Raw genomic sequence first — 22,062 nt, forward strand, 5'->3', positions numbered from 1 at the left:
CATCATGGCACCTCTTTATTTTTCAGCAACGGTTGTAACAGGAAACGCATGATCAGTAGTCCCAGTACAAAGCCGCTGGCCAGGATGATCAGTACGCTGGTGAGCGGTATACTATGGCAATGCCCCTGAACATTGCTAAGCCCTACAAAAGGAATTTGTTTGTTCAGAAAGAAAACCATAAAAGTACTGACCACAACAAGCAGGATCTCCGCCACGAGCAGGACCAGTACCTTCTCCCGCCACTTCCAGATTTCGCCTTCCCGCCGCACAAAAGAATAATACACGATACCCGTGATGATAAAAAGTAACAGGAAGAAAAGCGCAATGTAGATAAAATAGGTATCGCCTTCATATTGCGATGCATCCACACTACAGGGGTCGCGGAACAAGATAGCGTACACGCGCAGCTCCCGCATGACCTTTTGTAAAAAGGTCATCTCCTTTGGTATATAAGGACGCAGTAATACCGTATCGAGGAAAACAGTATCCGTTACCACGAATTTATCTACCAGCGCATCCGAAAGATCCGTGTATCCCTTGTCGGCGCCCAGTGTCCAGATAGCCACGCCACCGAGTTCGTTTTTAAGCAGGAAATCATATTTCAATCCCAGGCTTAATGCGTTATCAAACCAGATCTCTTCGTTTACTGCGCCATACTTGTCTTTTACTTCAATAAAAAAGGCAGCGGCGTCTTCATCAAACAAAGGAATGGTATCGGAAGGATATTGTTTACGGATGTCGCTATAGCTCACATACCGGCTGAATACATCCGGGGCGCCCTCTTTTCCTTTCTTCCATACCGCGCCGTAGTATGACAACAACAAAGAAATCTTTCCAGGTGGCACATCTCCCTGAAGGTAGCGTGAAACCGCCCCCGACACGGATTGCAAAGGATCGCTATCCAGTGGCGCCAGTGCGCCGGCTATATTTCCTGTTGCCTGTGTAAAATCTATCAGGAAAAAAGTAACATATGCATTTAATGCACGCAGATCATAGTTAAGATATTTATCGTAGGCAGGCACCACTACATTCACCTTATATTTTTTATCTGCCTGTTGCAATGTTTCAGATAATATCCGGATAAAGCTGGTGAAGGCGCTGCGTTGATTTGCCGGCAGATGCTGGAAATAAATTGTTACGCCATCTGCGAGTTGTTGCCGCAACAGGCGCGCAAGACTATCTGCAAACGCGCGCTGTGCCGCCGGTTTTTTCAGCAATGCCTGTATATTGCTGGTTTTCTTATCAAAAAAAATCAGTTGCAGGTTACAACCTGCTGCCCTGGCTTCTTTGATGGATTTAACCTGATCTTCCGGAAATGCAGCACCGATACTGCCGGTATTACCATCCACCATGTAACCCAGGAAACTGAAAGTAGAAAGCGTATTGTAATTATAACCGGTATAGTCCTGCTCCATCAGGTAAGTTTGAATACCGGTAACATTTATTTTTTGCGTGAGCTTCAGCAGGTACCTCACTCCTATGCTGTCATTCAGGGCCAGCGTATCTGTTTGTCCTACCGGCCGGCCATACATGGAGCGGATCATCTTCAGGTGTTCTTCTTTTTTTTCTGCTGCTGCAACATCCTCACTTTTTTGTTGCAGGATCGGTATCATTTTATCCGCCAGTGCATTTATATCGGCACCTGAGATCGATTTATCCGGTTCCTGCACCGTGCTGCCATCGCCGGCATCTGTTGTGTCGTTTGCGTGTGTTGCTGCATGGTTGGCAGCGATTGTCTGAAGCATTGCCACTAAGGAATCGAATTGCTGATTCTCTCTTTTTGTCAGTGCTTCATTCAACATTAAAATATCCGCTTTGGTTACGAACATTGAATCAGCTAATGTTTGATTGATAATGCTGATGATACGCTCGCTCTCTTTCGTACGCGCATTATAGCGGAAGCGGAAAAACTGGAGAATACGTTGTGTGAGTTTCTTGCTGATAGCTGTATCTTCCGGTGGCTTCGGCAATTCGGGCTCCTGTGGCGGTTTTGGCGGGGATGGAGGTTTGGGTAGTGCTACCTGGAAAGCAGTGCTGGCAGGTGAGCTTATATACGGCCTGTTCCCGTAAACAGGAAAGATGCAAATGAGAAACAAAATGCAAACAAAAATCCGGAAGGTTATTTTTCGAGAGGGTAACATAGGATATTAAGATAGTAAAAGATAGAGAAATAATTTTTAAATAAAAAACACAAAATTGTTTTTTTGCTTTTATATTGTGCTACCTTACTAACGACTCAATTAGTATTCTCAAAATAACAAAAACTCAGTTACCCAATATTTTACGCTACTCGTTTACCCTCACACGGTAAGTTTAAAATATTAATCAATGATCTATGAAGCCTTAAATTGTATTATAGATGAAATCAATAATAACCTAAAGCGAAAATTAAGGATCAACGAAGACAAAGTAATATTATCCGGGCTTGTAAACCAGGATGGTTCTATTGCTGTGCAAGGTGAGAACAAGATGGTCGTTACCCTTATTAATGTAGAAAAGGAAACAACGGGGATCAGTGCCGCAGGAACCAGAACGGGTGCTGCAGGGACTTCCAGCGCACCAAAGGTAAGTATAAACCTGTACGTACTTTTTACCGCTTACTTCAGTAGTAACAACTATGCAGAAGCGTTGCACTTCCTTTCTTTTACCATCGCTTTTTTTCAGTCAAAAAATGTATTTACGCACGCAGATACGCCCACATTAAGTTCCGGTATCAACAAACTGGTTTTTGAGATGGAGAGTCCGGGTGCAGAGAAACTGAATAACATATGGGCTACACTTGGCGCCAAGTACATGCCTTCAGTGTTGTACAAAGTACGCATGCTTAATTTCGACGAGTCTATTATTAAGGAATACAGGCCGGTCATTGCCGGTACAGCAGGAAATACAATGCCTGCACCATAATAAAAAATTATTATCCGGATGAAACCCTTTAATGAAACAGCAATATGAAATATTAACAGCTATCCAATACCATCATACCTTTTTACCCTCGTTAAACTATGAAGGCATAGAGATCCGTGTACCTGCTGAAACCAGCAAGCAACTCATCAACGAAGGTCTGTTGCTCAAACAGCAACCGGGAGGAATGATGTTACTGTATAACAACGGCCCGGAAGGCAGCCGTAGCAGGGATGCTTTGCTGCAAAGGAATATTACGCTCACCTTCCAGGTGCTGCTGAAAGATCCGCTGTTTTATAATTATACGCAGATAAATATGCAGGCAGTAGCAACGCAACTTTTCATGTTCAGCAATGCTTTATCCGGCAGTGACAATGATTGTCTGCACAGGCAGGATCATGTGAGTGAAGATGATTTGTGTGACCTCAGCACATTACCCGAAACTTTTTTTGTAAAGCCTTTCGGACAGCTGGTATTGCAGCTGGGGCCATCTATACAAAGCAATTACTATATCCGGTTCCGGTCTAAAAGTACCTACTGGTGTTACTTCCTGATGAGCGGGCAGTTGGCCGAACTGGCCAATCCGGCCATACTGGATATAAACGGGAATGCCTGTTTTGACAAGCCTTTGCTGGCGGAGATACCGGGTAAAAAAAAGGTACCGGTATTTATATCACAGCAGCCCATTCCCTTATCAGGCAGGAATCCTGACGCCTTTAAACTGGTAGATCAGTCAACCGCCGAAAAAGATAAATACAAGATCATCATCCCCACCCTTCCTTGCCCGGATATCAGCAGGATATCCGCTGCAGGAACAGCGTGGCGCACTAACGGAAAAGCATACTCGGAGATATTTTTATACTAATCAAAAAAATCATCTTATATGGCATCAACCTTCATGACCCCCGGGGTTTACATAGAGGAAAAAAACGCTTTCCCCAGTTCCATTACCGCGGTGGAAACCGCAGTGCCTGTGTTTATAGGCTATACGCAAAAAGCGGAAAGGAATGGAAGATCCCTTATTCACAAGCCCACCAGGATCAGCTCTTTTGCTGAATACCTGGAACATTTTGGCAGTGAGTTTAAACCCAGGTTTACGCTGGGAGATCCTGACCCTGCAAAAAAAGAGGAAACCTTTAACATCAATGGCAAAGCCTCTGTTGTAAAAATAAAAGATAACAATACGGCGTATTTCTACAACAGTATCCGGCTCTTTTATGGCAATGGCGGAAGTATCTGTTACATTTTATCGGTGGGCACTTATGGCGATCAACCGGATGGGTTCCCGATTGCAGCAGATGATTTTATTGGTTCTGATACCAAACCAAATGTATTTTCCCTTCTCGAAAAAGAAGTGGAACCAACATTGGTGGTGATACCCGATATTATTGCACTGGGCAAGGACAGCTACACTTCTGTGTACACACAGGTGTTGCAACACTGCGCCGGCATGCAAAGCCGCTTTGGTATTTTTGACCTGGAAAAACAGGCACCTTCCGATGTACTAAACGATGTGGTAGAAGGTTTCCGCGATCAGATCGGGGTAAACTCCCTCAACTACGGTGCGGCCTATCATCCCTGGCTGAAAACAACAATCGTTCAACCCGATGAAGTGGATTTTGAAAACCTGGATGCCAGTATAGACCTGGAAAAATTATTGCCGGAAGAAGCAGCTCCGCTCATAGTACAAAAATTCAAAACAAATGCAACGCCGGACAAGAGCACCAAAAAGAATTATCATCAGTCTTTAAAAGCGGCCAGTCCCACTTACGTGCATATCCTGGATGAAATACGTTCGCAAATGAATGAGTTGCCGCCAAGCGGCGGTATTGCCGGCATCTATACGCTGGTAGACAATTCACGTGGCGTATGGAAAGCACCTGCAAACGTATCACTGAGCATGGTAACAGCGCCTACCGTCAACATCTCCGGTGAGGAACAGAAAAGTCTGAACGTAGATATCATGGCCGGAAAATCTATCAATGTCATCAGACCTTTTACCGGCGTAGGCACTCTCGTATGGGGCGCCAGAACACTGGACGGCAACAGCCTGGACTGGCGGTACATCAACGTAAGACGTACTCTTATCATGATTGAGCAATCCATTAAACTGGCTACCCGCGCATATGTGTTTGAAGCCAATGATGCCACTACCTGGATCACGGTAAAAAGTATGATCAACAACTTCCTGCAGAACCTGTGGAAACAGGGCGCCCTGGCCGGTGCCGCACCGGAGCAGGCGTTTGATGTACAGGTGGGCCTCGGCGCCACTATGACGCCGCAGGATATTCTGGAAGGACAGATGCTCATCACTGTAAAAGTAGCGTTGACCCGCCCGGCGGAATTCATCGTCATTACTTTCCAGCAGCAGATGCAGCTCTCTTAAAAATATCATACAACAAACAACTCTTCATCTATCTGATAACTTTTAAAACTTACAATTATGCCAGATGACGGCTCAGCACAATCACAGGCCACATGGCCTATGGTGAAGTTTTCATTCAAATTAATGTGGGATGGAACAGAGATCATATTCCAGGAAGTAACCGGACTTACTTCCGAAACACAGGTCATAGAATACCGCGGTGGCAGCAGTCCCGTGTATTCTGTTGTCAAGATGCCGGGTATTCCGAAATTCAACAACATCACCCTGAAAAAAGGCATCTTCAAAGGTGATACTAACCTGTGGGATAAATATGATCTCATTAAAATGAATACGATCAAACGTTCTACGATTGTAATCAGCTTACTGGATGAAAGCGGGCAGGCGGCCATGAACTGGACGCTTACCAATGCTTTCCCCTGCAAGATGACAGTTACTGACATGAAATCCGATGCTAACGAAGTGGCTGTAGAAACCATGGAAGTAGCGCATGAAGGACTGCATCTGACAAAATAAAAAATGAATTACGGACCGGGCAACCGGTTCGTAATTCTTTCTTAAGTCATGTAATCATCGTTTTCAGCAATGCCTATTCCACCACCACCACCGCTAGCGCAGGCAGCTTACTATCCACCCGTTGCGTTTTATTTCCGGGTAGCCGTGCCGGGCATTATCGGTATCAATGAAGGCAGCTTCCAGGAAGTGAGCGGACTAACAGCTACCATCACTCCACTGGAAGTAAAGGAAGGAGGAGAAAACAGGTTTATGCACCGTTTGCCACAGCCACCAAAATATGGTAACCTGGTACTGAGAAGAGGTATGCTCACAGGTTCCTCATTGATCACCTGGGCACAAAAAAGCATCAACCTGTTTTCCTTTACGCCGCTGCCGGTAGTGGTAAGCCTGATGAATGCCAACCGGGGGCTCGTAGCTTCCTGGCAGTTTCTGAACGCCTATCCGGTAGCCCTGAAAATATCAGAGTTCAAAGCACAGGAAAACACGATTGCATTAGAAACACTGGAGCTATGCTATGATTATTTTCAACAAATCTACTAAGTTATGCCGCTTGAAATAAGAGAGCTGGTGATTAAAGTCACCATAGAAGAACATCCGCCACAGACGGCGGCGCAACCGGGCGCTAAAGATCTGCAATCCCTGAAAGAAAAGGTAGTCAGGGAGTGCATGGAAAAATTACTAACAAATATGGAGAACTTATCAGCAAGATGAATCCAGGATCACTTACCAAATTATTGATAGAAGGCTATTCGAGTCCTACCGCTACATCAGGATTGATTGGCAGCGTAAACGCCGTGATCAATCCCGATACGTATGCACTCAACTATACCATCAAGTACGAAACATCGGACGAACAAGGCGCTGTAGCACCCACACAAATCTTTACCCGTATGGAATCCGGCAGGTTCGACCTGGAGCTGCTGGTGGATGGTACGGGGGTTATTCCTATTCCCGGCGGCCTTACCGTAGATGCCTACATAGAAAAAGTAAAGAATGTGGTGTACGATTACCAGGGAATTGTGCACCGTCCCAACTACCTGAAAATAAGCTGGAGTAATACGATCTTCATCGGCGTGTGCCAGCATATCAACGTTAAGTACACCCTGTTCGACCCTTCCGGCGCAGCATTGCGCGCCACTATCAAACTCTCGATGCTGGAGTCGGTACCCTTCGCTACAAAAATAAAGGAAGCAGAAGTATCTTCTCCTGATCTCACGCATCAGCGTACCGTACTTGCCGGTGATACCCTCCCCCTGATGACTTACCGCATCTACGGAGAACCGGCTTATTACCTGGAAGTAGCCAGGGTAAACAGTTTGAATAGTATATACGATCTTAAACCCGGAGATGGGATCTACTTCCCTCCATTAAAGAAACAGTGATGCCTGCAACTATACCTAACAATATTACAGATCCAACGCTCCGGTTTACCATTATGGCAAACGGTACTGCCGTGCAGTATCTTTTCCCCGTAATATCTGTAGTGGTTCATCATGAGTTGAACAGGATCTCTTATGCAGAGATCGTGATCTCGGATGGTACTACCGCCAAAGCATCTACCGGTGTAATCGGCGACTTTCCGGCCAGTGACAGCGAATACTTTTTACCGGGGGCAACGGTCAGCATTACCGCCGGATATGGGAATGCGGGAGAAGACAGCATCTTCACCGGCATCGTTGTAAAACAGGCCATCCAGGCCACCGAAGCCGGCTTTCATCTTGTGGTTACCTGCAAGCATGCAGCCGTAAAAATGACCATCACCCGGCAAGACGCCGTGTTCATGGAGCAAACGGATAGTGCTATCATGACCACCGTAGTGGGCAACAGCGGCTTAAGCGGCGATATAGAAAGTACCAGTGCGGTAAACGAACTGGTGTTTCAGAAATTTTCATCCGACTGGGATTTTCTTTTATCACGTGCGGAGTTCAACGGCTTCGTGGTGTCGCTGGTAGCAGAAAAGATCGTGGCGGGGCCGCCGCTGGTAAGCGGATCGCCTGTACTGGCCATCACCTTCGGGGAATCACTCATTCATTTTAATGCAGCCATAAGTGCAGAAAGACAGGTGCCTTCTCTCACGGCATCCGCCTGGAACCCGCAAACGCAGGCGCTTATTGCTGCCAGTGCCACAGAACCCGGCATCAATGCACAAGGCAATATCACCGCTACCACCCTGGCTGGAGCGTTACAACAAACACCCGTACAACTGGTATCCAACTCACCGCTGGCGCAGGAATCCCTGCAGGTGTGGGCCAACAGCGCCCTTCTTCGTATGCGGCTGGAGTCCATGCGTGGTAAGGTTTCCTTCATGGGTAATGCAACCGTATTGCCCAACACGCTGATCACCTTATCGGGCGTAGGCGCCCGTTTTAACGGAGACGCCTATGTTACCGCCGTCACCCAGACCCTCAAAAACGGTGAGTGGATTTCCAGTGTAAAATTTGGTCTTGATACCCGGCTTATTCATGAACGTGATAACTTTTCCTATGCACCGGCAAATGGACAATTGCCGGGCATACAGGGACTTCAACTGGGGTCCGTGGTGGCCATATCAGAAGATCCAGGAGCCGAATACCGGGTACAGGTAATGCTGGCATCCACCGCCACTTCGCAGCAAGGCACCTGGGCAAGGCTATCTACTTTTTATGCAACACAAAATGCAGGCGCTTTCTTTTTTCCTGAAGTGGGTGATGAAGTAGTGGTAGGATTTCTGGAAAATGATCCCCGCTTCCCGGTGATCATGGGTTCCCTGTACAGCAAATCGAAAACGCCACCGGTTACACCGGCAGACAATAACAACTACATCAAGAGTCTTTATACCAAAAGCCAGTTGAAAATTTCTTTTGATGATGAGAACAAGATTATCACCGTGGTTACGCCGGGTGGCAACAGCATCACCCTGGACGACCAGGGGCAGCAGGTGGTGGTAGCGGATCAGAACAGTAATACCATCACCATGTCGGCCAGTGGTATTACGCTGAACAGCGCCAGTGATATGACCTTACAGGCAACAGGGCAAATCAGTATCAAGGCGCAGGCGGTGAGCATCGCCGGAACAGCCAGTGTAGACGTGAGCGGCGCCAGTATTTCCAATGCAGCAGATACCACTTTTTCCGCCAGCGGTAATGCATCTGCTACTTTATCATCTTCCGCCACAACAGTGATACAAGGGGGAATGGTTATGATCAATTAAATAATTCACATTTACAAACAACGATAATAATGGGTCAATTCGCAGCAAGAATCACAGACATGCATACCTGCCCGCTGGTGCAACCGGCGTTACCGCCTGTGCCGCATGTAGGCGGCCCCATTGTTGGTCCGGGTGTACCTACAGTCTTGATCGGCATGATGCCGGCATCCGTAGTAGGCGATAGCATCGTGTGCGTAGGACCACCGGATGCCGCTATAAAAGGATCTGCCACCGTTATGATAGGTGGCCGCCCTGCTGTGCGACTGGGCGACAGCACAGCACACGGCGGCATAATTGCAACCGGATGCCCGACCGTAATGATAGGAGGATAATTATGCGCAGAGAAATTAAATCTTTTTTAGGAACGGGCTGGAGCTTCCCCCCTTCCTTTGATAAATCAAATGCTTCGGTGCTGATGGTATCTGATGCCGCCGATATAGAAGAAAGTATCCGCATCATACTCAGCACACTTCCCGGCGAACGCACCATGCGGCCGGATTTCGGCTGTAACATCCGGAAACTCGTATTTGAAGTGGCTGATTCCCGGCTCACCGCCGAACTCAATCACATTATCTATCATGCATTACTCGAATACGAACCACGCATCCACTTCGTGAGTGTAACTGTTATAGATCATACCGGGCAGGAAGGGGTCATTTATCTGCAACTCACCTACGGTATCATTGCTACCAATACCAGGCATAACATGGTGTATCCCTTTTATTACCTGGAGGGTACCAATATCAGCAGTAATGAGTAATTATTTTGAAAATATCCAGGATGGTATCAGCCAGTTTGAAAGACAACTGGATGCGCTGCGTCCTGACTATGTGAAAGTGGATGACAGAAGCACCTTCGACCTACTGGCGCAACTGGCGGCGTTGTCGGATCAGTTTAACTTTTACAATTCCGAAGATAAACCCGATGGCGACTGGCAGGATTTTTTTTATGCAGACCTCGTGGTGATGCTGATCATCGCATCCAATCTTGAATTTACTGCCTATGAAGAAGAATACCTGCGCATACGCGAAGCCATGGGTAATACAGAAGAAGATACACCCCTGCGCCTGCATACGGCCCGCTTCTTTACGCTGTTGTATGATATGGCGATTGTACTCATGAACGTGTTGCAGCAATTATCGCTGGCAGATAAAAAATTCATTCTTCAATCTTATACCCAGCAGATGATAAATGCGGTGGAAGAAGAAGTCGACAAGCTTTACCGCTTTGAGTTACAGGCCGCCAGTCTTTTTCCCGATCAACCTGCACAACAAACTACTTTACGGTCACCACAGGTAACGCCCGACCTACTGCAACTCTTTCCCCGCTCCTTCCGCAATACGGATGAAGGAACGGAAGTATTCAAAGGATTTTATTCCCTGAATGAAATATATGATACCCTCCGTAGCAAATTTTACCAGATATCCAGCGCCTCCGGTTATTATCTGAACAAACAGCTGACCGTCCGGGAGCATGAACCCCACATGGGGCTACTGGTTACTTTTACAGAGTTATACAAACACCTGCAAACACAGATCAATGAATTGCCAAAAAGGCATCTCGACTATTATTTCCGGGAAATACTGGGCATACAACAACTTCATGCCGTGCCCGACCAGGTGCATATCCTGGTGGAACCCGCACCGCAGATAACTAAACTAACCATTGAAGCAGGAGAAATATTACTGGCAGCCAATGCGGTGGATAAGGAGCCGCTGAAATACCAGTTGCTGGAACAACTCACGGTGCATCCTGCCCGTATCATGGCCATGCATACCTTATACGTCAGCAGGTACCTGCAGATTGCGGCACGTCCCCTCCAATCTGATGATATCTTTGAAGCAGAAGTATATAGCGCCACCCATGCCGTTATACCACCGGCTGCTTACGCCAAACTCACAACGCCACCCCTTACCTGGCCGCTGCTGGGTGAAGACCAGCACGACCTGTCACAGGCCATGCGCACGATGGACAACTCCTCCCTGGGGTTTCTCATCGGATCGCCGGCATTATACCTGACCGAAGGCCACCGGGAAGTACAGGTAAAACTGCACTTCACTCCCGCTACCTTCTCCATCTTCAAAAGTTATATCAACAATTATGCGGTGGCCGCCAAAAGAAGTGTGCCTGTTATCACGAACGAATTATTGTCTGCCGCATTTCTGCTCTACTATACCACTGCAAAAACCTGGACGCCTGTTCAATACTACAATGTGCGCAGCAGCGCCGTAGAACAGGCAGATAATGCCATTGCGATTAATTTCATCCTGCATATGAATGCGGAAGCATCCAGCACCTACAAGGAAGAGGTGCATGGCGACAACATCGCGTCCAGCCTGCCTTTGCTCAAAATATTGCTCAATAATAACAGCTTTCATCATCCCTATTCCTTTCTCCGTTACCTGGTACTGGAACGGGTAACGGTAACGGCTAACGTAGATGGCTACCATTCCGTAAAACTGAGCAACAACATCGGAGAAGCCAATGCAGCCCATGCCTTCCGCATGTTTGGCTCCATGCCTGTAGTGGGCTCCTACCTGGATATTTGTGATACCAACATCTTCAATAAATATACCCGCGATTTTAGTATCAACCTGGAATGGCTGGACCTCCCGAAAGATATTAACGGGTTTGACAGCTATTACGCCGCTTACCAGGCCGGGATGACTACCGATGCCTATAAAGTAGGCATCAGCAGTATTAATAACGGGCAGTTTCTTCCTGACAACGGTGATCAACAATTATTCCCGCTGTTTCAAACCTATCGCGATAAAGAAGGTGATCTGCATCTTGATGATACTACCGTGATTGGTAATGCAGACTTTCACAAGATCAGTTTCCCCAATGCGATGAAAATGGCGAAGGATGAAAAGCAGGGCAACAATACTTACAAAGAAGGCACGGTGCGGCTGGAGCTAGCCACTCCGTCGGAAGCGTTTGGGCATCTCCGTTATCCCCTCATCTTCCCCGACATCATCCAGTTCAACGCCAAACATCCTTCCCGGAAAAAGCCACTTCCCAATCTACCGTATGTGCCCAGCGTAAAATCAATCCAGATCAGTTATACGCTTGTACATTCGGAATCTGTAAAGCCGGTGCGGTCGTCCAACCGGGATGAAGGACTGGAAGTGCATCATTTCAGCGCCTTCGGGCAGGAAGAGATCTATCCCGGAAGAGGGATCAATTATTTCCCGCTGTTGCCGGTATTCAGCAATGCCGGTCATCTCTATATCGGTTTCAATCAACTGATACCAGGTAAAGAACTTGCTTTACTTTTCCAGTTGGAAGATAAACAGTACAGCGATACCACTACTAACCTGACTACCATAAAATGGAGCTACCTGGCCGACAATAAATGGTGTCCTTTTGAAAGTACACAACTGTTGTCGGACAATACCAATAACCTGTCCAGAAGCGGCATTGCAAAGATCAGTGTCCCGGCGGATATCAACAGGAACAATACTATTATGTCGTCCGAACTGTGGTGGATCAGGATCAGTACGCCCAACAACGGATGTATTACGCCAAGGGTGCTGGGCATCTTCCCCAACGCCGTAACCGCCGCGCGTATCCTGGATGAAGCCGGAACATCCATGGAGAAAATTCTTTCTATTCCGCCATTGACCATCAAAAATGTGCAGAAAGATATGCGCACCATTCAGGCTATCTGGCAGTTGTTTCCTTCTTTTGGCGGCAGCAAAGCGGAGTCTGAAAAAAAATACTACGCCCGCACCAGTGAAAGGTTGCGGCATAAACAAAGACCGGTCACCGCACTTGATATTGCACAGGTACTGCTGCAAGCTTTCCCGGAAATACTGATCGTAAAATGTATCTGTGCCCCGCAGCAAACAAACGGGGAAGACATCAGTGTAATTGTAGTGCCCCGTCAGTCTGATAACGGGCTATTTATTTCCACAGAGCCAAAAGTAAACCTGGATACCCTTTGCCGGATCAAAGCCTTTATAGAACCCTGCATCTCGCCTTTTGTAAAAGTAGCTATCCGTAACCCGGTGTATGAAAGAATAAAAGTGGTGTGCAGCATCCGGTTTAAAGAGCAGACGGGCCATAACCGGAACAGTTATCTCCGGCAGCTGCACCTGGATATACAGAAGTATCTCTGCCCCTGGCTTTTTGATCCTTCTTCCCATTTGAAAGTAGGTAGTACGCTGTATAAATCGGAACTGCTCAACTTCATTAACAAGCAATCCTATGTGGATTATATCACCGGCTTTTCGCTGGTGCATTTTTATTATTCCATAGACCCCGCAACAGATGCCATCAAGGCATTCATTACGGATACGGCGGTCAATGATCTCCAGATGATCAACCCTTCCATTCCACAGGCAGTGCTGATTCCTTCGCAGGAGCATCATATTACCATACTGGAAACGCCGGAGTATAAAGTGGCGGAGCCATTAGGGATCAATGCACTACAGATCAGCAATGAATTAATCATAGGTAATGATCATCCGGTTGCGGTGAAAGATGCTCCGCATACGAATCATGCTACAGACGAAGAGATGCTGACCATCTCCATGATACCGCCATGATCTTCCGCTTTATCTCACTAAAAATATATCTCACTAAAATAATTTCCTGACAGATGGACGCTCAACAAAACAAAAAAGTATACGGACGGGAAGAGCTCAAACAATATTTCCGGAACGGCATTATGCCAACCGAAAATCATTTTGGCCACCTGATTGATTCCACTATCAACAAACAGGAAGATGGATTTTCCAAAGATGAAGATAATGGTCTGCGTGTTTCGTCATTGGGCAATTCAAAAAGGCTGGTATCTTTTTATCGTGCTATAGACGACCTGGAACCTTTTTTCCGGATGGAAAAAGATGAACAGGAGCTTCCTGGATTCCGGCTACAACCCAATAGCAGCAAAGATAAGGCTACGCAACAGGAGAATAGTTTCTTCTTTCACATGAATGGTAGCATGGGTATCGGCAAAAAATGTGATCCCCGTTACAAAGTGGATATCAATGGTTTTACCGGTATGCAGGGACGCATGGGCACCTTCAAAGAAGGGACCGTGCCGGCAGATAATAAGTGGCATTCCGTACTCGAAGATCTCGACTATTGCCAGGCTTTTGAAGTGATGGCAAGAACGGGTAAAACCGGTACCGGAAAAATCGCCATCATGCACGCTACCGCATTAAGTGCCTTCGGCGGCGCACACAACAAGATCCGTCAAAGCTGTGCCTATTACGGATTCTGCTGGAACAAGATCAAAATGAGGTGGAAAGGCGGTACCCATAAATATGCGCTGCAAATACGTACCAACAGCAACTACGGCCCGGGAGTAGACATTTATTATAACATCACCCGGCTCTGGTGCGACGAAAAGATTATGCCAAAGGAATATTATCAGCATTAACCGGTATCAATAAAGGAACCATGGCAGATACACCCGTTCAGATAGAAAGAGATAAACCGGCGGCGCTTGCACTGAATTATGAAGGCTTGTTGAAAGAAGCCATTACACGGATACAGCAGCTTTGCGGCCACGTATGGACCGATTACAACCAGCATGATCCCGGTGTAACGATCCTGGAACAGCTGTGTTTTGCCATCACCGATGCCGGTTACAGAACGGCTTTCCCGATAGCAGAAATACTGGCGGATGTAAAAAGCAATATTGATCCTTTACAGCATGCTTTTTACCAGCAAGCTGCCATCCTCACTACGTCGCCCGTTACCGTAAATGATTACCGCAAGCAGGTGCTGGACGAAATAGAGGAGATAGAAAACATCTGGATAGAACCCGTGCAGACCTGGCAGCCATCCGGCTGTGCCAAAGGTGTGTACCGCGTATTTATACAGGTAGAAGATACACTTGCCGAGGATATGATCCACAACCAAACCATCATAAAAACGATTGCTGACCGGGTGGATCATTGCCTGCAATCATACCGGAACATCGGTGAAAATTTTGAAGACGCTATCGTACTACAGCCACAGGAAATATTTATCAGAACAGAAATATTTGTGGACAGCCGCCAGGACCCGATGGAAATATTAGCCAACATGTGCAACACTTTTGAGCTGGTGCTGCATCCGCCTGTCCGGTTTTTATCTGCCGCAGAAATGCAACTCAACGGCTATACGTCGGAAGAAATATATGCGGGCCCATTACTGAAAAAAGGATTTGTGATGAACAGCGACCTGCATGGAAGAAAACTTTCAGCAGATCCTGCTGATCTGCTGAAAGCCATCATGGAAGTGCCCGGCGTGATGAAAGTAAAATCGATCTACCTGGCGGGGGAAGACGGTCAATACAACAGCAAACCACTTTTCATCAAAGAAGGACATTATCCTTTCCTGCAAATGATGAATGAAAAACATGAAATAAAAATTTCCAGTGATAAACATGAATATAACCTGAAAGACGCCTCTTTCCAGAATATGTATCAGCAGGTAAAAGTAGTGGCCCGCAGAAAATTTTCTGGTCACCGTAACTCGGAAAAGGCCAAACCGATGAAGGGCAAGTACCGGCATATTGACAAATACTATTCCATGCAGCATCACTTCCCGGCTATTTACGGCATCGGGAGATACGGCCTGGAAAAAGCGGCGCATGAAAGCCGGAAGGCACAGGCAAGGCAGCTCAAAGCCTATCTTCTTTTCTTTGAACAGTTGCTGGCCAACTACCTTGCACAGCTGAACAGCATGGGCTCTTTCTTCTCTCCTTTCCTGCAGGACACGCCACCTTTCACCTATGCCACACAACCGTTGTATGCCGTTCCCCATGTGGCACAGCTGCTAAAAGCCTTTACTGATAACAGTCCGCAGCCATCATGGGAATCATTTACCGCAGATACCGGTAACGGATATATGAAAAAATTGCAGGTCATCACAGAGTCTGATAAACTATACCAGGAGCGCAAACACCGCGTACTTGACCACCTGCTGGCACGCTTCAATATCGTACTGATTAAATACCCCGTCACGTTTTATGAACATATTTACGGCGATGACGCATCACATAAAAAAAGGATCAGCACAGAGCTGGAATGGAAAGCGGACATCGTACAACACATCCCTACGCTCAGTGCCAACCGGACTCGCTCTTTTAACTACCGGGAAGATATTTTTAATGATGCTCCACTTTCCGGCTATGAACAGATCCTGAACAAGATGCTGCATATCCGGATAGAAAAGCGCAGAAGACTGACAGCCGTTTTTGATGCCGGTCACTGGAAAGTGGCGGTGGGCAAGCAGGCGTCACATCATGTGCAGGTGCACCTGGTAAAGAAATACAAAGTAAAAGATGAAGTACTCAAAGTAAATATAACAGGTGGCGAGGGCATTACTACCGATGGCAGGAAATATGACTTCGGACGGCAATCTGTATCCCTGCTGCGTTTCGGGCTGGATACCAGCAACTACCGGATTGTGCGCGATGCCGAAAGGGATCTTTATCTCGTACTCTACCGGCACACCGCCCATGAGTTGTGGCAGGTAGTGACTACCGAAAAAACATTGCGGCAGGCAGTAAGATCGCTGCGGGAACTGATCCGGCACCTGAAACAAATAAGCATTGACTCGGAAGGTTACTATTTACTGGAACACCTGTTGCTGAAGCCCGCCTACCAGGAACGCAGCTATGGTTACCGGATATATACACGGGAAGGTAAAATACTCCTGCAACATGCCCAATGGTGCCGGCTGGAAGAACGGGAAACACAGTTGCAGGAACTGCTAAAACTGGCCGCAGCTATGGATGGGCAATCACCGGCAGATAACTGGCAAATGCTGCAACCACATTACAAACTTTATTTTTACCGGGACGATACGCCCGAAGTACTGACAGCAGCGCATTTCGCACACCCTACGCATAAAGACGATGCGGCGATGGCCATGGAAAATATACGCTGGCAGATCAGCCGGCTGGCAGCAGACCAGCAGCAATATGCGCGTATAGCCCTTTACGTTAAACATGCGGATACACAGATGCTCCATGAAGATTTTTTCAAATTCGGGATGAGCATTATATTTCCTTCCTGGCCTGCCCGTTTCCAACATCCGGAGTTCAGGAGTTTTACAGAAGAATTGATCCGGGAACATACGGCGGTACAATTTCACCTGCACTTTAAATGGCTGGGGATTGCCGCCATGCATGATTTTGAAGCCCACTACTTCCGCTGGCTCAAAGCCATGCAGGAAAGGGAACATGCGCGGCCAGCAGCCCATGCACTCATCAGCTTACTGGTAAAAGATCCGCTATTTAAAGACCTCCTGATCCCTGAATAATGACCGCACATATCATTCAACGATACAGTTTTGATGTACAGTTTGATTCCAGGAAAAGGGCATTTGCACTCCAGGACCAGGTAAGTATGCTTTTTCACAACAGCATTACACCTGATACCCATCAATTGCTGCAACAACTGATCCCGGAAGATATGATGGCCGTGATGGATACGCTGGTGCTGGACATCGGCACCATTCCCCTGAAGGATATAGCAACGGAAATGCCCCCACGGATTATGGCGGCATTGGAAAAAGTACTGACAGATCTCCTCCACAATGGCTATACCAACACACAGCACAACATCGCCGGCGACGTCACCATCCGCAAGGGAGATGACCGGTTATTTGAACTGATGACCTTTTTCCTGTTCCACGGTATCATGCCCTGGTGGGCCACTACCAACGAACGCAGGCAACCGGGCGAGGTGATGCTGCACCTCGCGAAGACGTCACCGGCCCGGCTGGCGGGCTTCCTCCGCAGCATCGCCCAAAATGCGTATGTGCGTGAGCGTATGGTGTTGCAATTCAACATTTCCATACTCCATGCCATTGTACAGGTACTGGAGCCATCAGAAGCCTTGTTTATCATCGCCTACAGCCGGGAGATCCTACAAATACAACAACAGCAGCAGGTATTACATACAGAAACAAGTGAGCTGGAAAAAGCAGTGTGGTTATTTATCCTGGCTTACCTGGTAGTGGAAAGCGGTACTAACTTCAACCGGAAACAGTTTGTACGCAGTAACCTCACCCGGATGGCGCGGAACTTTAATCTCTCCTATGAAACGCTGCTGGAGCTGTTTTACGAAGCCCTCGCCTTTTATACCGCAGATCTTCCCGATGCCAGTGCAGGCGGTTTTATAAAAAATTTATATGAAGAATTGTTTGGAAAAGAACAACGGAAATCATTTCTTCACCACCAGCATGCGCATAAAAATATAATGAATGATACCGGTGAACAGATCAGCATCCTCCGCTATTACCTGCTTTACGGCTCCATTCCGTGGTGGGCGCCTTCCATTTCCGTCGCCACTTTGCAGGACATGCTCGCCTATACCGGTCATCATGCCGGCAATGCTTTAAAACAGTTATTACAAACGGTATTGCAGCAACACAACGCCGCGTCCCGGTGGACCAGCCTCGTACAGGCAGCTGATGTAATCGTAAAAAGAGATGTGCATTTACAGGAGATAAAAATTTGGGCAGATGATACCATCGCTGCCAATGCTACAACGCAACTGGTAATACCAGGGGCCCGTCACGTTCTTCTGCGGGATGTGATCCTTCATCTTCTTACATATGGGAGTATCTCCTGGTGGGGAAAAAAGTATGCGCATTATTCACTGAATAGTTTACTGGAACAACTGGCGACGCAGCATCCCGAACAAACATTGACCATACTGGAATATGCAGGCACCATTCCTGCCGCCATGCAACGATTGATAACAGGTGTAAGCGCGCCGGTTTTCTTCCGCCTCCTGCGGCACACAGGCATGGATACGGCCGCCGAAGAAGTATATGACAATCTTTATAGCCTCTTGTCTGCCATACACCTGCTGTTGCCAGCTAGCGTGTACACACCGGAGCAACTGGTATTGCAGGCGCTCTGGCAATCATTGGCAGCCACCCGTTACCGCCGGGTAAACAAACAGGCTTTGCTACAACACCTGTTGATGCCCGGCTGGCCCTTATCTGCCACCGCCGCGCCGCATGTGATGCATTTCTTGTTACAGCAATTGCTGCCAGCCGTAAGTCATCTGTCCGGCAGTACGCAGTTGGCCGACGATTTGCAGGAATGGATCAGTCATCTCCCGGAACTCCTCACCTGGCAGGAAGCCGATACTGTAACACTACAGGCATTGCTGGAAAAAATCACCGCTGCCCAACCGCAACTGGCAACAACTACCAGCAGCGGTCAGCGGCCATTAATAGCCGCCCGCTCCTTACTGCAACGCATGCAACAGTATGCCGCTATTACTACGGAAGATAAAAGGATCACGGTACAGGAAGAGGCAAGGCGGTTACTAACGGTATACCTTACACGCTATCGTTTACCGGAAGAACTGGGTAGCATGACATTATCTGCTACCCATGCACTCATTAAAGCAGCGGTTATTTTATTATTTAAAGCAGCTCCTGCTATCCTGCACCAGTTGTTTACCAACTACCGCCAACACCTGGCAGCCAGGCTACAGGTATACAGCTTGTTCTCTTTTCATGCCGGTATCCCTGAAAGTCATATCCGGGAAAGCCTGGATACATATGCCATCCGCGACAGCCTGCTGCTCTTGCAGGAAACATCGGAGCATCATGTTCACGGTGGCATAACCGGTCTGCGGGAAGCCATTCGTTTTTATAAGCAGCGCAGCCAACAGGAAAGGAAATCATTTTACAGCAAGATCTTACAACATCCTGCGCTGGTACAACAAATGGCACAGCACCTGGATGATGATACCTTCCTGGATCTGATGCAGGATGCGCCGGTAGGCTGGACCGGCAACACCAGGGATGCGCTGCGTGAGTTGCAGCAGTTGTTTGCCGCCCAACTTTCCGGCAGCCAGGAAAAAGCAGCCCTTCAACTCGCCTTCCGGCGATTTCACCTGTTGCTGTTGGGTGGGCATATCTATGTGTACGATGTGCAGCATTATGCCGCCTCGTTCCTTACATTTATTGTTACCACAGCCCCGGCAATAGCCGACAGTTTTATCACCCGGCTTTCTGTTACATCAGACCGTGTAACGGCCTTATCTTATACTAATTTGTGGCAGCTGTTACCGGTATTACGGCAACAGGCCACGGCGCATGTAACGGGCAACCGCCACCGCGTGCTGTTACGGGAAAGCATATACGAAAAAGACCGCTCACTGATTCCTCCGGCCACTGCATCAGTGTCAGCGGATGCAAAACGGCTACCACAGCCCGTGCCGGAAGAAACAGCTCCACGGACTGAAGTAAAAACGGTATCGCTGGATACCATTTATACCGGCAACGCAGGGCTGATCATCCTTCATCCCTTTCTCGCCTATGGCTTTAAAAGAATTGGTCTGCTTAATGAAGAGGGGTTTGTCAACCGGGAAGCGCAACACCGAGCCGTGCATGTCCTGCAATACATGGTAAATGGAAAAGAGGAACATCCCGAACATGAGCTGGCACTCAACAAGATCCTTTGCAACCTTCCCCTGAAAGAGCCGGTACCGGCCGTCATGCTGCTGACAGCGGAAGAAAAGCAGCTATGTACAGAACTGTTGCAGGTAGTGCTGCAACGTTGGGATAAGATGAATAACTCTTCTATAGAAGGCTTTCAGGCCGCCTTCCTGCAGCGGGAAGGCGCCTTGTGGCAAAAAGACGATGACTGGTGGCTACGGGTAGAGCAAAGAGGATACGATATGATTTTGCAAACATTACCCTGGGGAATAGGTATGATCAAAACCCCCTGGATGGAAAAAACGTTATATACAGAATGGGTACACAGTTAATGGCGGCCAATGCCGCCACACTACAGGAAGAACTGGAATGGTTCCGGCTACTGGCCGCTGCACGCATGCAACAATATTTTGGTGAAACCGCTGTGGAAGATCCGGCGCCGCCCGATCTGAGCAAAGACACATCCGTGTATGCGCAGATCGTACAGCATTACAGTATGGATGGCGCAGAGCGGATCATATTGTTGCTGGCGCTCATTCCGCATATCCGGCCACAGCTGCTGGACATCTTCTATATAAAAAATGCTACGTACGACCGGGGCTTTACTGAATTTGGCGGCATCAAAGGACAGCACCACAGCGGCTTTTTACCAACAGGCGAAACAGCGGCTTTCCTGCTGGCGACCAACAACCTGCAACAACGTTTTGCATTAGTTACCCTTTTTGGCCCGGATCATTTCTTTGCCAAACATCAGATCCTGAAACTGATACCTGCATCTGCTGAAGAACCTTTATTGAGCGGCACCCTGAGCCTGGCACCGGAATATCTCAGCCTGTTTACACAAGGCGTCACGCACCAGCCGGATTATAACATCCACTTCCCCGCCAAACGGATAGAAACAAGCCTGGAATGGGATGATCTTGTACTGGAAGCGCATGCAATGGAAGAAGTAGCAGAGATGCGCACCTGGATAGAACATGGGCAGACACTCCTGCACGACTGGGGGATGAAACGTAAAATAAAACCGGGTTACCGCAGCTTGTTTTATGGTCCGCCGGGAACGGGAAAATCGCTCACCGCCAGCTTGCTGGGCAAAACATTCAACCTGGATGTATACCGTGTTGATCTGTCTCTCATTGTTTCAAAATTTGTAGGAGAAACAGAGAAAAATTTAGCGCAGGTATTTGACAGGGCAGCTAATCAGCAGTGGATCTTATTTTTTGATGAAGCGGATGCGTTGTTTGGTAAACGTACCCAAACATCGTCGTCCCATGACCGTTATGCCAACCAGGAAGTGGCGTACCTGTTGCAGCGTATTGAAGATTTTCCGGGTATGGTTATCCTGGCGACTAACATGAAAGCGAATATCGACGATGCTTTCAGCCGCCGGTTTCAATCGATGATCTATTTTGCGGTACCGGGTCCGGAGCAGCGGCTCCGTTTATGGGAACAGGCTTTTCCTACGCATTTACAACTGGAAGAAAAATTAAACCTGAAAGATATTGCCGGCAAATATGAGATGGCCGGGGGAAGCATTATCAATGTAACCCGCTACAGCTGCCTGATGGCGCTGAAACGCGGGGATAAAACCATTTTACTTCAGGATGTACAGGCAGGTATACGGAAAGAGTTCAGTAAAGAAGGTAAGACGATGAGCAACTAG

17 protein-coding genes are annotated in these 22,062 nt (G+C 47.7%); 16 read left to right on the forward strand and 1 reads right to left on the reverse strand.

The genetic code is table 11. From position 1 onward, the window contains the following. Nucleotides 1–2 precede the first annotated feature (2 nt). Nucleotides 3–1,829, reverse strand: a complete 1,827-nt coding sequence (locus ABQ275_RS11510; protein WP_349318453.1) for a glycosyl hydrolase family 18 protein — start codon at nt 1,827–1,829, stop codon at nt 3–5. Between the two features lie 97 nt (nt 1,830–1,926). Here ABQ275_RS11510 and ABQ275_RS11515 point away from each other — a divergent pair, with 97 nt between their 5' ends. The 16 genes from ABQ275_RS11515 to ABQ275_RS11590 all read left to right on the forward strand — a co-directional run bounded on the left by ABQ275_RS11515 (nt 1,927) and on the right by ABQ275_RS11590 (nt 22,062). Next, nucleotides 1,927–2,070, forward strand: a complete 144-nt coding sequence (locus tag ABQ275_RS11515; protein ID WP_349318454.1) for a hypothetical protein — start codon at nt 1,927–1,929, stop codon at nt 2,068–2,070. Nucleotides 2,071–2,328: 258 nt separating this feature from the next. After that, on the forward strand, nt 2,329–2,904 hold the full coding sequence (locus ABQ275_RS11520; protein WP_349318455.1) for a DUF4255 domain-containing protein: 576 nt from the start codon (nt 2,329–2,331) through the stop codon (nt 2,902–2,904). Nucleotides 2,905–2,935: 31 nt separating this feature from the next. Continuing rightward, nucleotides 2,936–3,766 carry a hypothetical protein gene (locus tag ABQ275_RS11525; protein ID WP_349318456.1) on the forward strand — a complete coding sequence of 277 codons (831 nt, stop codon included), beginning with the start codon at nt 2,936–2,938 and terminating at the stop codon, nt 3,764–3,766. An 18-nt stretch (nt 3,767–3,784) separates the two neighbouring features. Beyond that, a complete protein-coding gene (locus ABQ275_RS11530; protein WP_349318457.1) occupies nt 3,785–5,287 on the forward strand; it encodes a phage tail sheath C-terminal domain-containing protein in 1,503 nt (500 codons plus the stop codon). 57 nt (nt 5,288–5,344) lie between these two features. Continuing rightward, on the forward strand, nt 5,345–5,800 hold the full coding sequence (locus tag ABQ275_RS11535) for a phage tail protein (protein ID WP_349318458.1): 456 nt from the start codon (nt 5,345–5,347) through the stop codon (nt 5,798–5,800). A gap of 69 nt (nt 5,801–5,869) precedes the next feature. Continuing rightward, entirely contained in the window at nt 5,870–6,340 is a 471-nt protein-coding gene (locus ABQ275_RS11540) for a phage tail protein (RefSeq protein ID WP_349318459.1), read from the forward strand. A gap of 3 nt (nt 6,341–6,343) precedes the next feature. Continuing rightward, nucleotides 6,344–6,511: a DUF5908 family protein gene (locus ABQ275_RS11545; protein WP_349318460.1), complete on the forward strand. Its 168-nt coding sequence runs from the start codon at nt 6,344–6,346 to the stop codon at nt 6,509–6,511. Next, a complete protein-coding gene (locus ABQ275_RS11550; protein ID WP_349318461.1) occupies nt 6,508–7,182 on the forward strand; it encodes a hypothetical protein in 675 nt (224 codons plus the stop codon). Before ABQ275_RS11545 ends, ABQ275_RS11550 begins: the two co-directional genes overlap by 4 nt. After that, a complete protein-coding gene (gene vgrG, locus ABQ275_RS11555; RefSeq protein ID WP_349318462.1) occupies nt 7,182–8,990 on the forward strand; it encodes a type VI secretion system tip protein VgrG in 1,809 nt (602 codons plus the stop codon). The genes ABQ275_RS11550 and vgrG overlap by 1 nt, the downstream gene beginning before the upstream one ends. Before the next feature lie 29 nt (nt 8,991–9,019). Next, nucleotides 9,020–9,322 carry a PAAR domain-containing protein gene (locus ABQ275_RS11560; RefSeq protein ID WP_349318463.1) on the forward strand — a complete coding sequence of 101 codons (303 nt, stop codon included), beginning with the start codon at nt 9,020–9,022 and terminating at the stop codon, nt 9,320–9,322. Nucleotides 9,323–9,324: 2 nt separating this feature from the next. Beyond that, nucleotides 9,325–9,750 (forward strand): GPW/gp25 family protein, encoded by a 426-nt coding sequence (locus ABQ275_RS11565; protein ID WP_349318464.1) that lies wholly within the window; start codon nt 9,325–9,327, stop codon nt 9,748–9,750. Beyond that, nucleotides 9,743–13,540 (forward strand): hypothetical protein, encoded by a 3,798-nt coding sequence (locus tag ABQ275_RS11570; RefSeq protein WP_349318465.1) that lies wholly within the window; start codon nt 9,743–9,745, stop codon nt 13,538–13,540. Before ABQ275_RS11565 ends, ABQ275_RS11570 begins: the two co-directional genes overlap by 8 nt. A 53-nt stretch (nt 13,541–13,593) precedes the next feature. Then, complete coding sequence (locus ABQ275_RS11575; protein ID WP_349318466.1) at nt 13,594–14,379, forward strand: hypothetical protein; 786 nt, start codon at nt 13,594–13,596, stop codon at nt 14,377–14,379. Further along, entirely contained in the window at nt 14,337–17,255 is a 2,919-nt protein-coding gene (locus ABQ275_RS11580; RefSeq protein ID WP_349318467.1) for a hypothetical protein, read from the forward strand. The genes ABQ275_RS11575 and ABQ275_RS11580 overlap by 43 nt, the downstream gene beginning before the upstream one ends. Then, nucleotides 17,255–20,731 (forward strand): contractile injection system tape measure protein, encoded by a 3,477-nt coding sequence (locus ABQ275_RS11585; RefSeq protein WP_349318468.1) that lies wholly within the window; start codon nt 17,255–17,257, stop codon nt 20,729–20,731. The genes ABQ275_RS11580 and ABQ275_RS11585 overlap by 1 nt, the downstream gene beginning before the upstream one ends. Continuing rightward, nucleotides 20,716–22,062 carry an ATP-binding protein gene (locus ABQ275_RS11590; protein WP_349318469.1) on the forward strand — a complete coding sequence of 449 codons (1,347 nt, stop codon included), beginning with the start codon at nt 20,716–20,718 and terminating at the stop codon, nt 22,060–22,062. Before ABQ275_RS11585 ends, ABQ275_RS11590 begins: the two co-directional genes overlap by 16 nt.

The organism is Chitinophaga sp. MM2321 (assembly GCF_964033635.1).
GTDB lineage: Bacteria > Bacteroidota > Bacteroidia > Chitinophagales > Chitinophagaceae > Chitinophaga.

Coding starts and splice junctions, on each gene's coding strand:
- ABQ275_RS11510 (WP_349318453.1), bottom strand. CDS start 1,829: ATGTTCGTAACCAAAGCGGATATTTTAATGTTGAATGAAGCACTGACA.
- ABQ275_RS11520 (WP_349318455.1), top strand. CDS start 2,329: ATGATCTATGAAGCCTTAAATTGTATTATAGATGAAATCAATAATAAC.
- ABQ275_RS11525 (WP_349318456.1), top strand. CDS start 2,936: ATGAAACAGCAATATGAAATATTAACAGCTATCCAATACCATCATACC.
- ABQ275_RS11530 (WP_349318457.1), top strand. CDS start 3,785: ATGGCATCAACCTTCATGACCCCCGGGGTTTACATAGAGGAAAAAAAC.
- ABQ275_RS11535 (WP_349318458.1), top strand. CDS start 5,345: ATGCCAGATGACGGCTCAGCACAATCACAGGCCACATGGCCTATGGTG.
- ABQ275_RS11540 (WP_349318459.1), top strand. CDS start 5,870: ATGCCTATTCCACCACCACCACCGCTAGCGCAGGCAGCTTACTATCCA.
- ABQ275_RS11545 (WP_349318460.1), top strand. CDS start 6,344: ATGCCGCTTGAAATAAGAGAGCTGGTGATTAAAGTCACCATAGAAGAA.
- ABQ275_RS11550 (WP_349318461.1), top strand. CDS start 6,508: ATGAATCCAGGATCACTTACCAAATTATTGATAGAAGGCTATTCGAGT.
- vgrG (WP_349318462.1), top strand. CDS start 7,182: ATGCCTGCAACTATACCTAACAATATTACAGATCCAACGCTCCGGTTT.
- ABQ275_RS11560 (WP_349318463.1), top strand. CDS start 9,020: ATGGGTCAATTCGCAGCAAGAATCACAGACATGCATACCTGCCCGCTG.
- ABQ275_RS11565 (WP_349318464.1), top strand. CDS start 9,325: ATGCGCAGAGAAATTAAATCTTTTTTAGGAACGGGCTGGAGCTTCCCC.
- ABQ275_RS11570 (WP_349318465.1), top strand. CDS start 9,743: ATGAGTAATTATTTTGAAAATATCCAGGATGGTATCAGCCAGTTTGAA.
- ABQ275_RS11575 (WP_349318466.1), top strand. CDS start 13,594: ATGGACGCTCAACAAAACAAAAAAGTATACGGACGGGAAGAGCTCAAA.
- ABQ275_RS11585 (WP_349318468.1), top strand. CDS start 17,255: ATGACCGCACATATCATTCAACGATACAGTTTTGATGTACAGTTTGAT.
- ABQ275_RS11590 (WP_349318469.1), top strand. CDS start 20,716: ATGGGTACACAGTTAATGGCGGCCAATGCCGCCACACTACAGGAAGAA.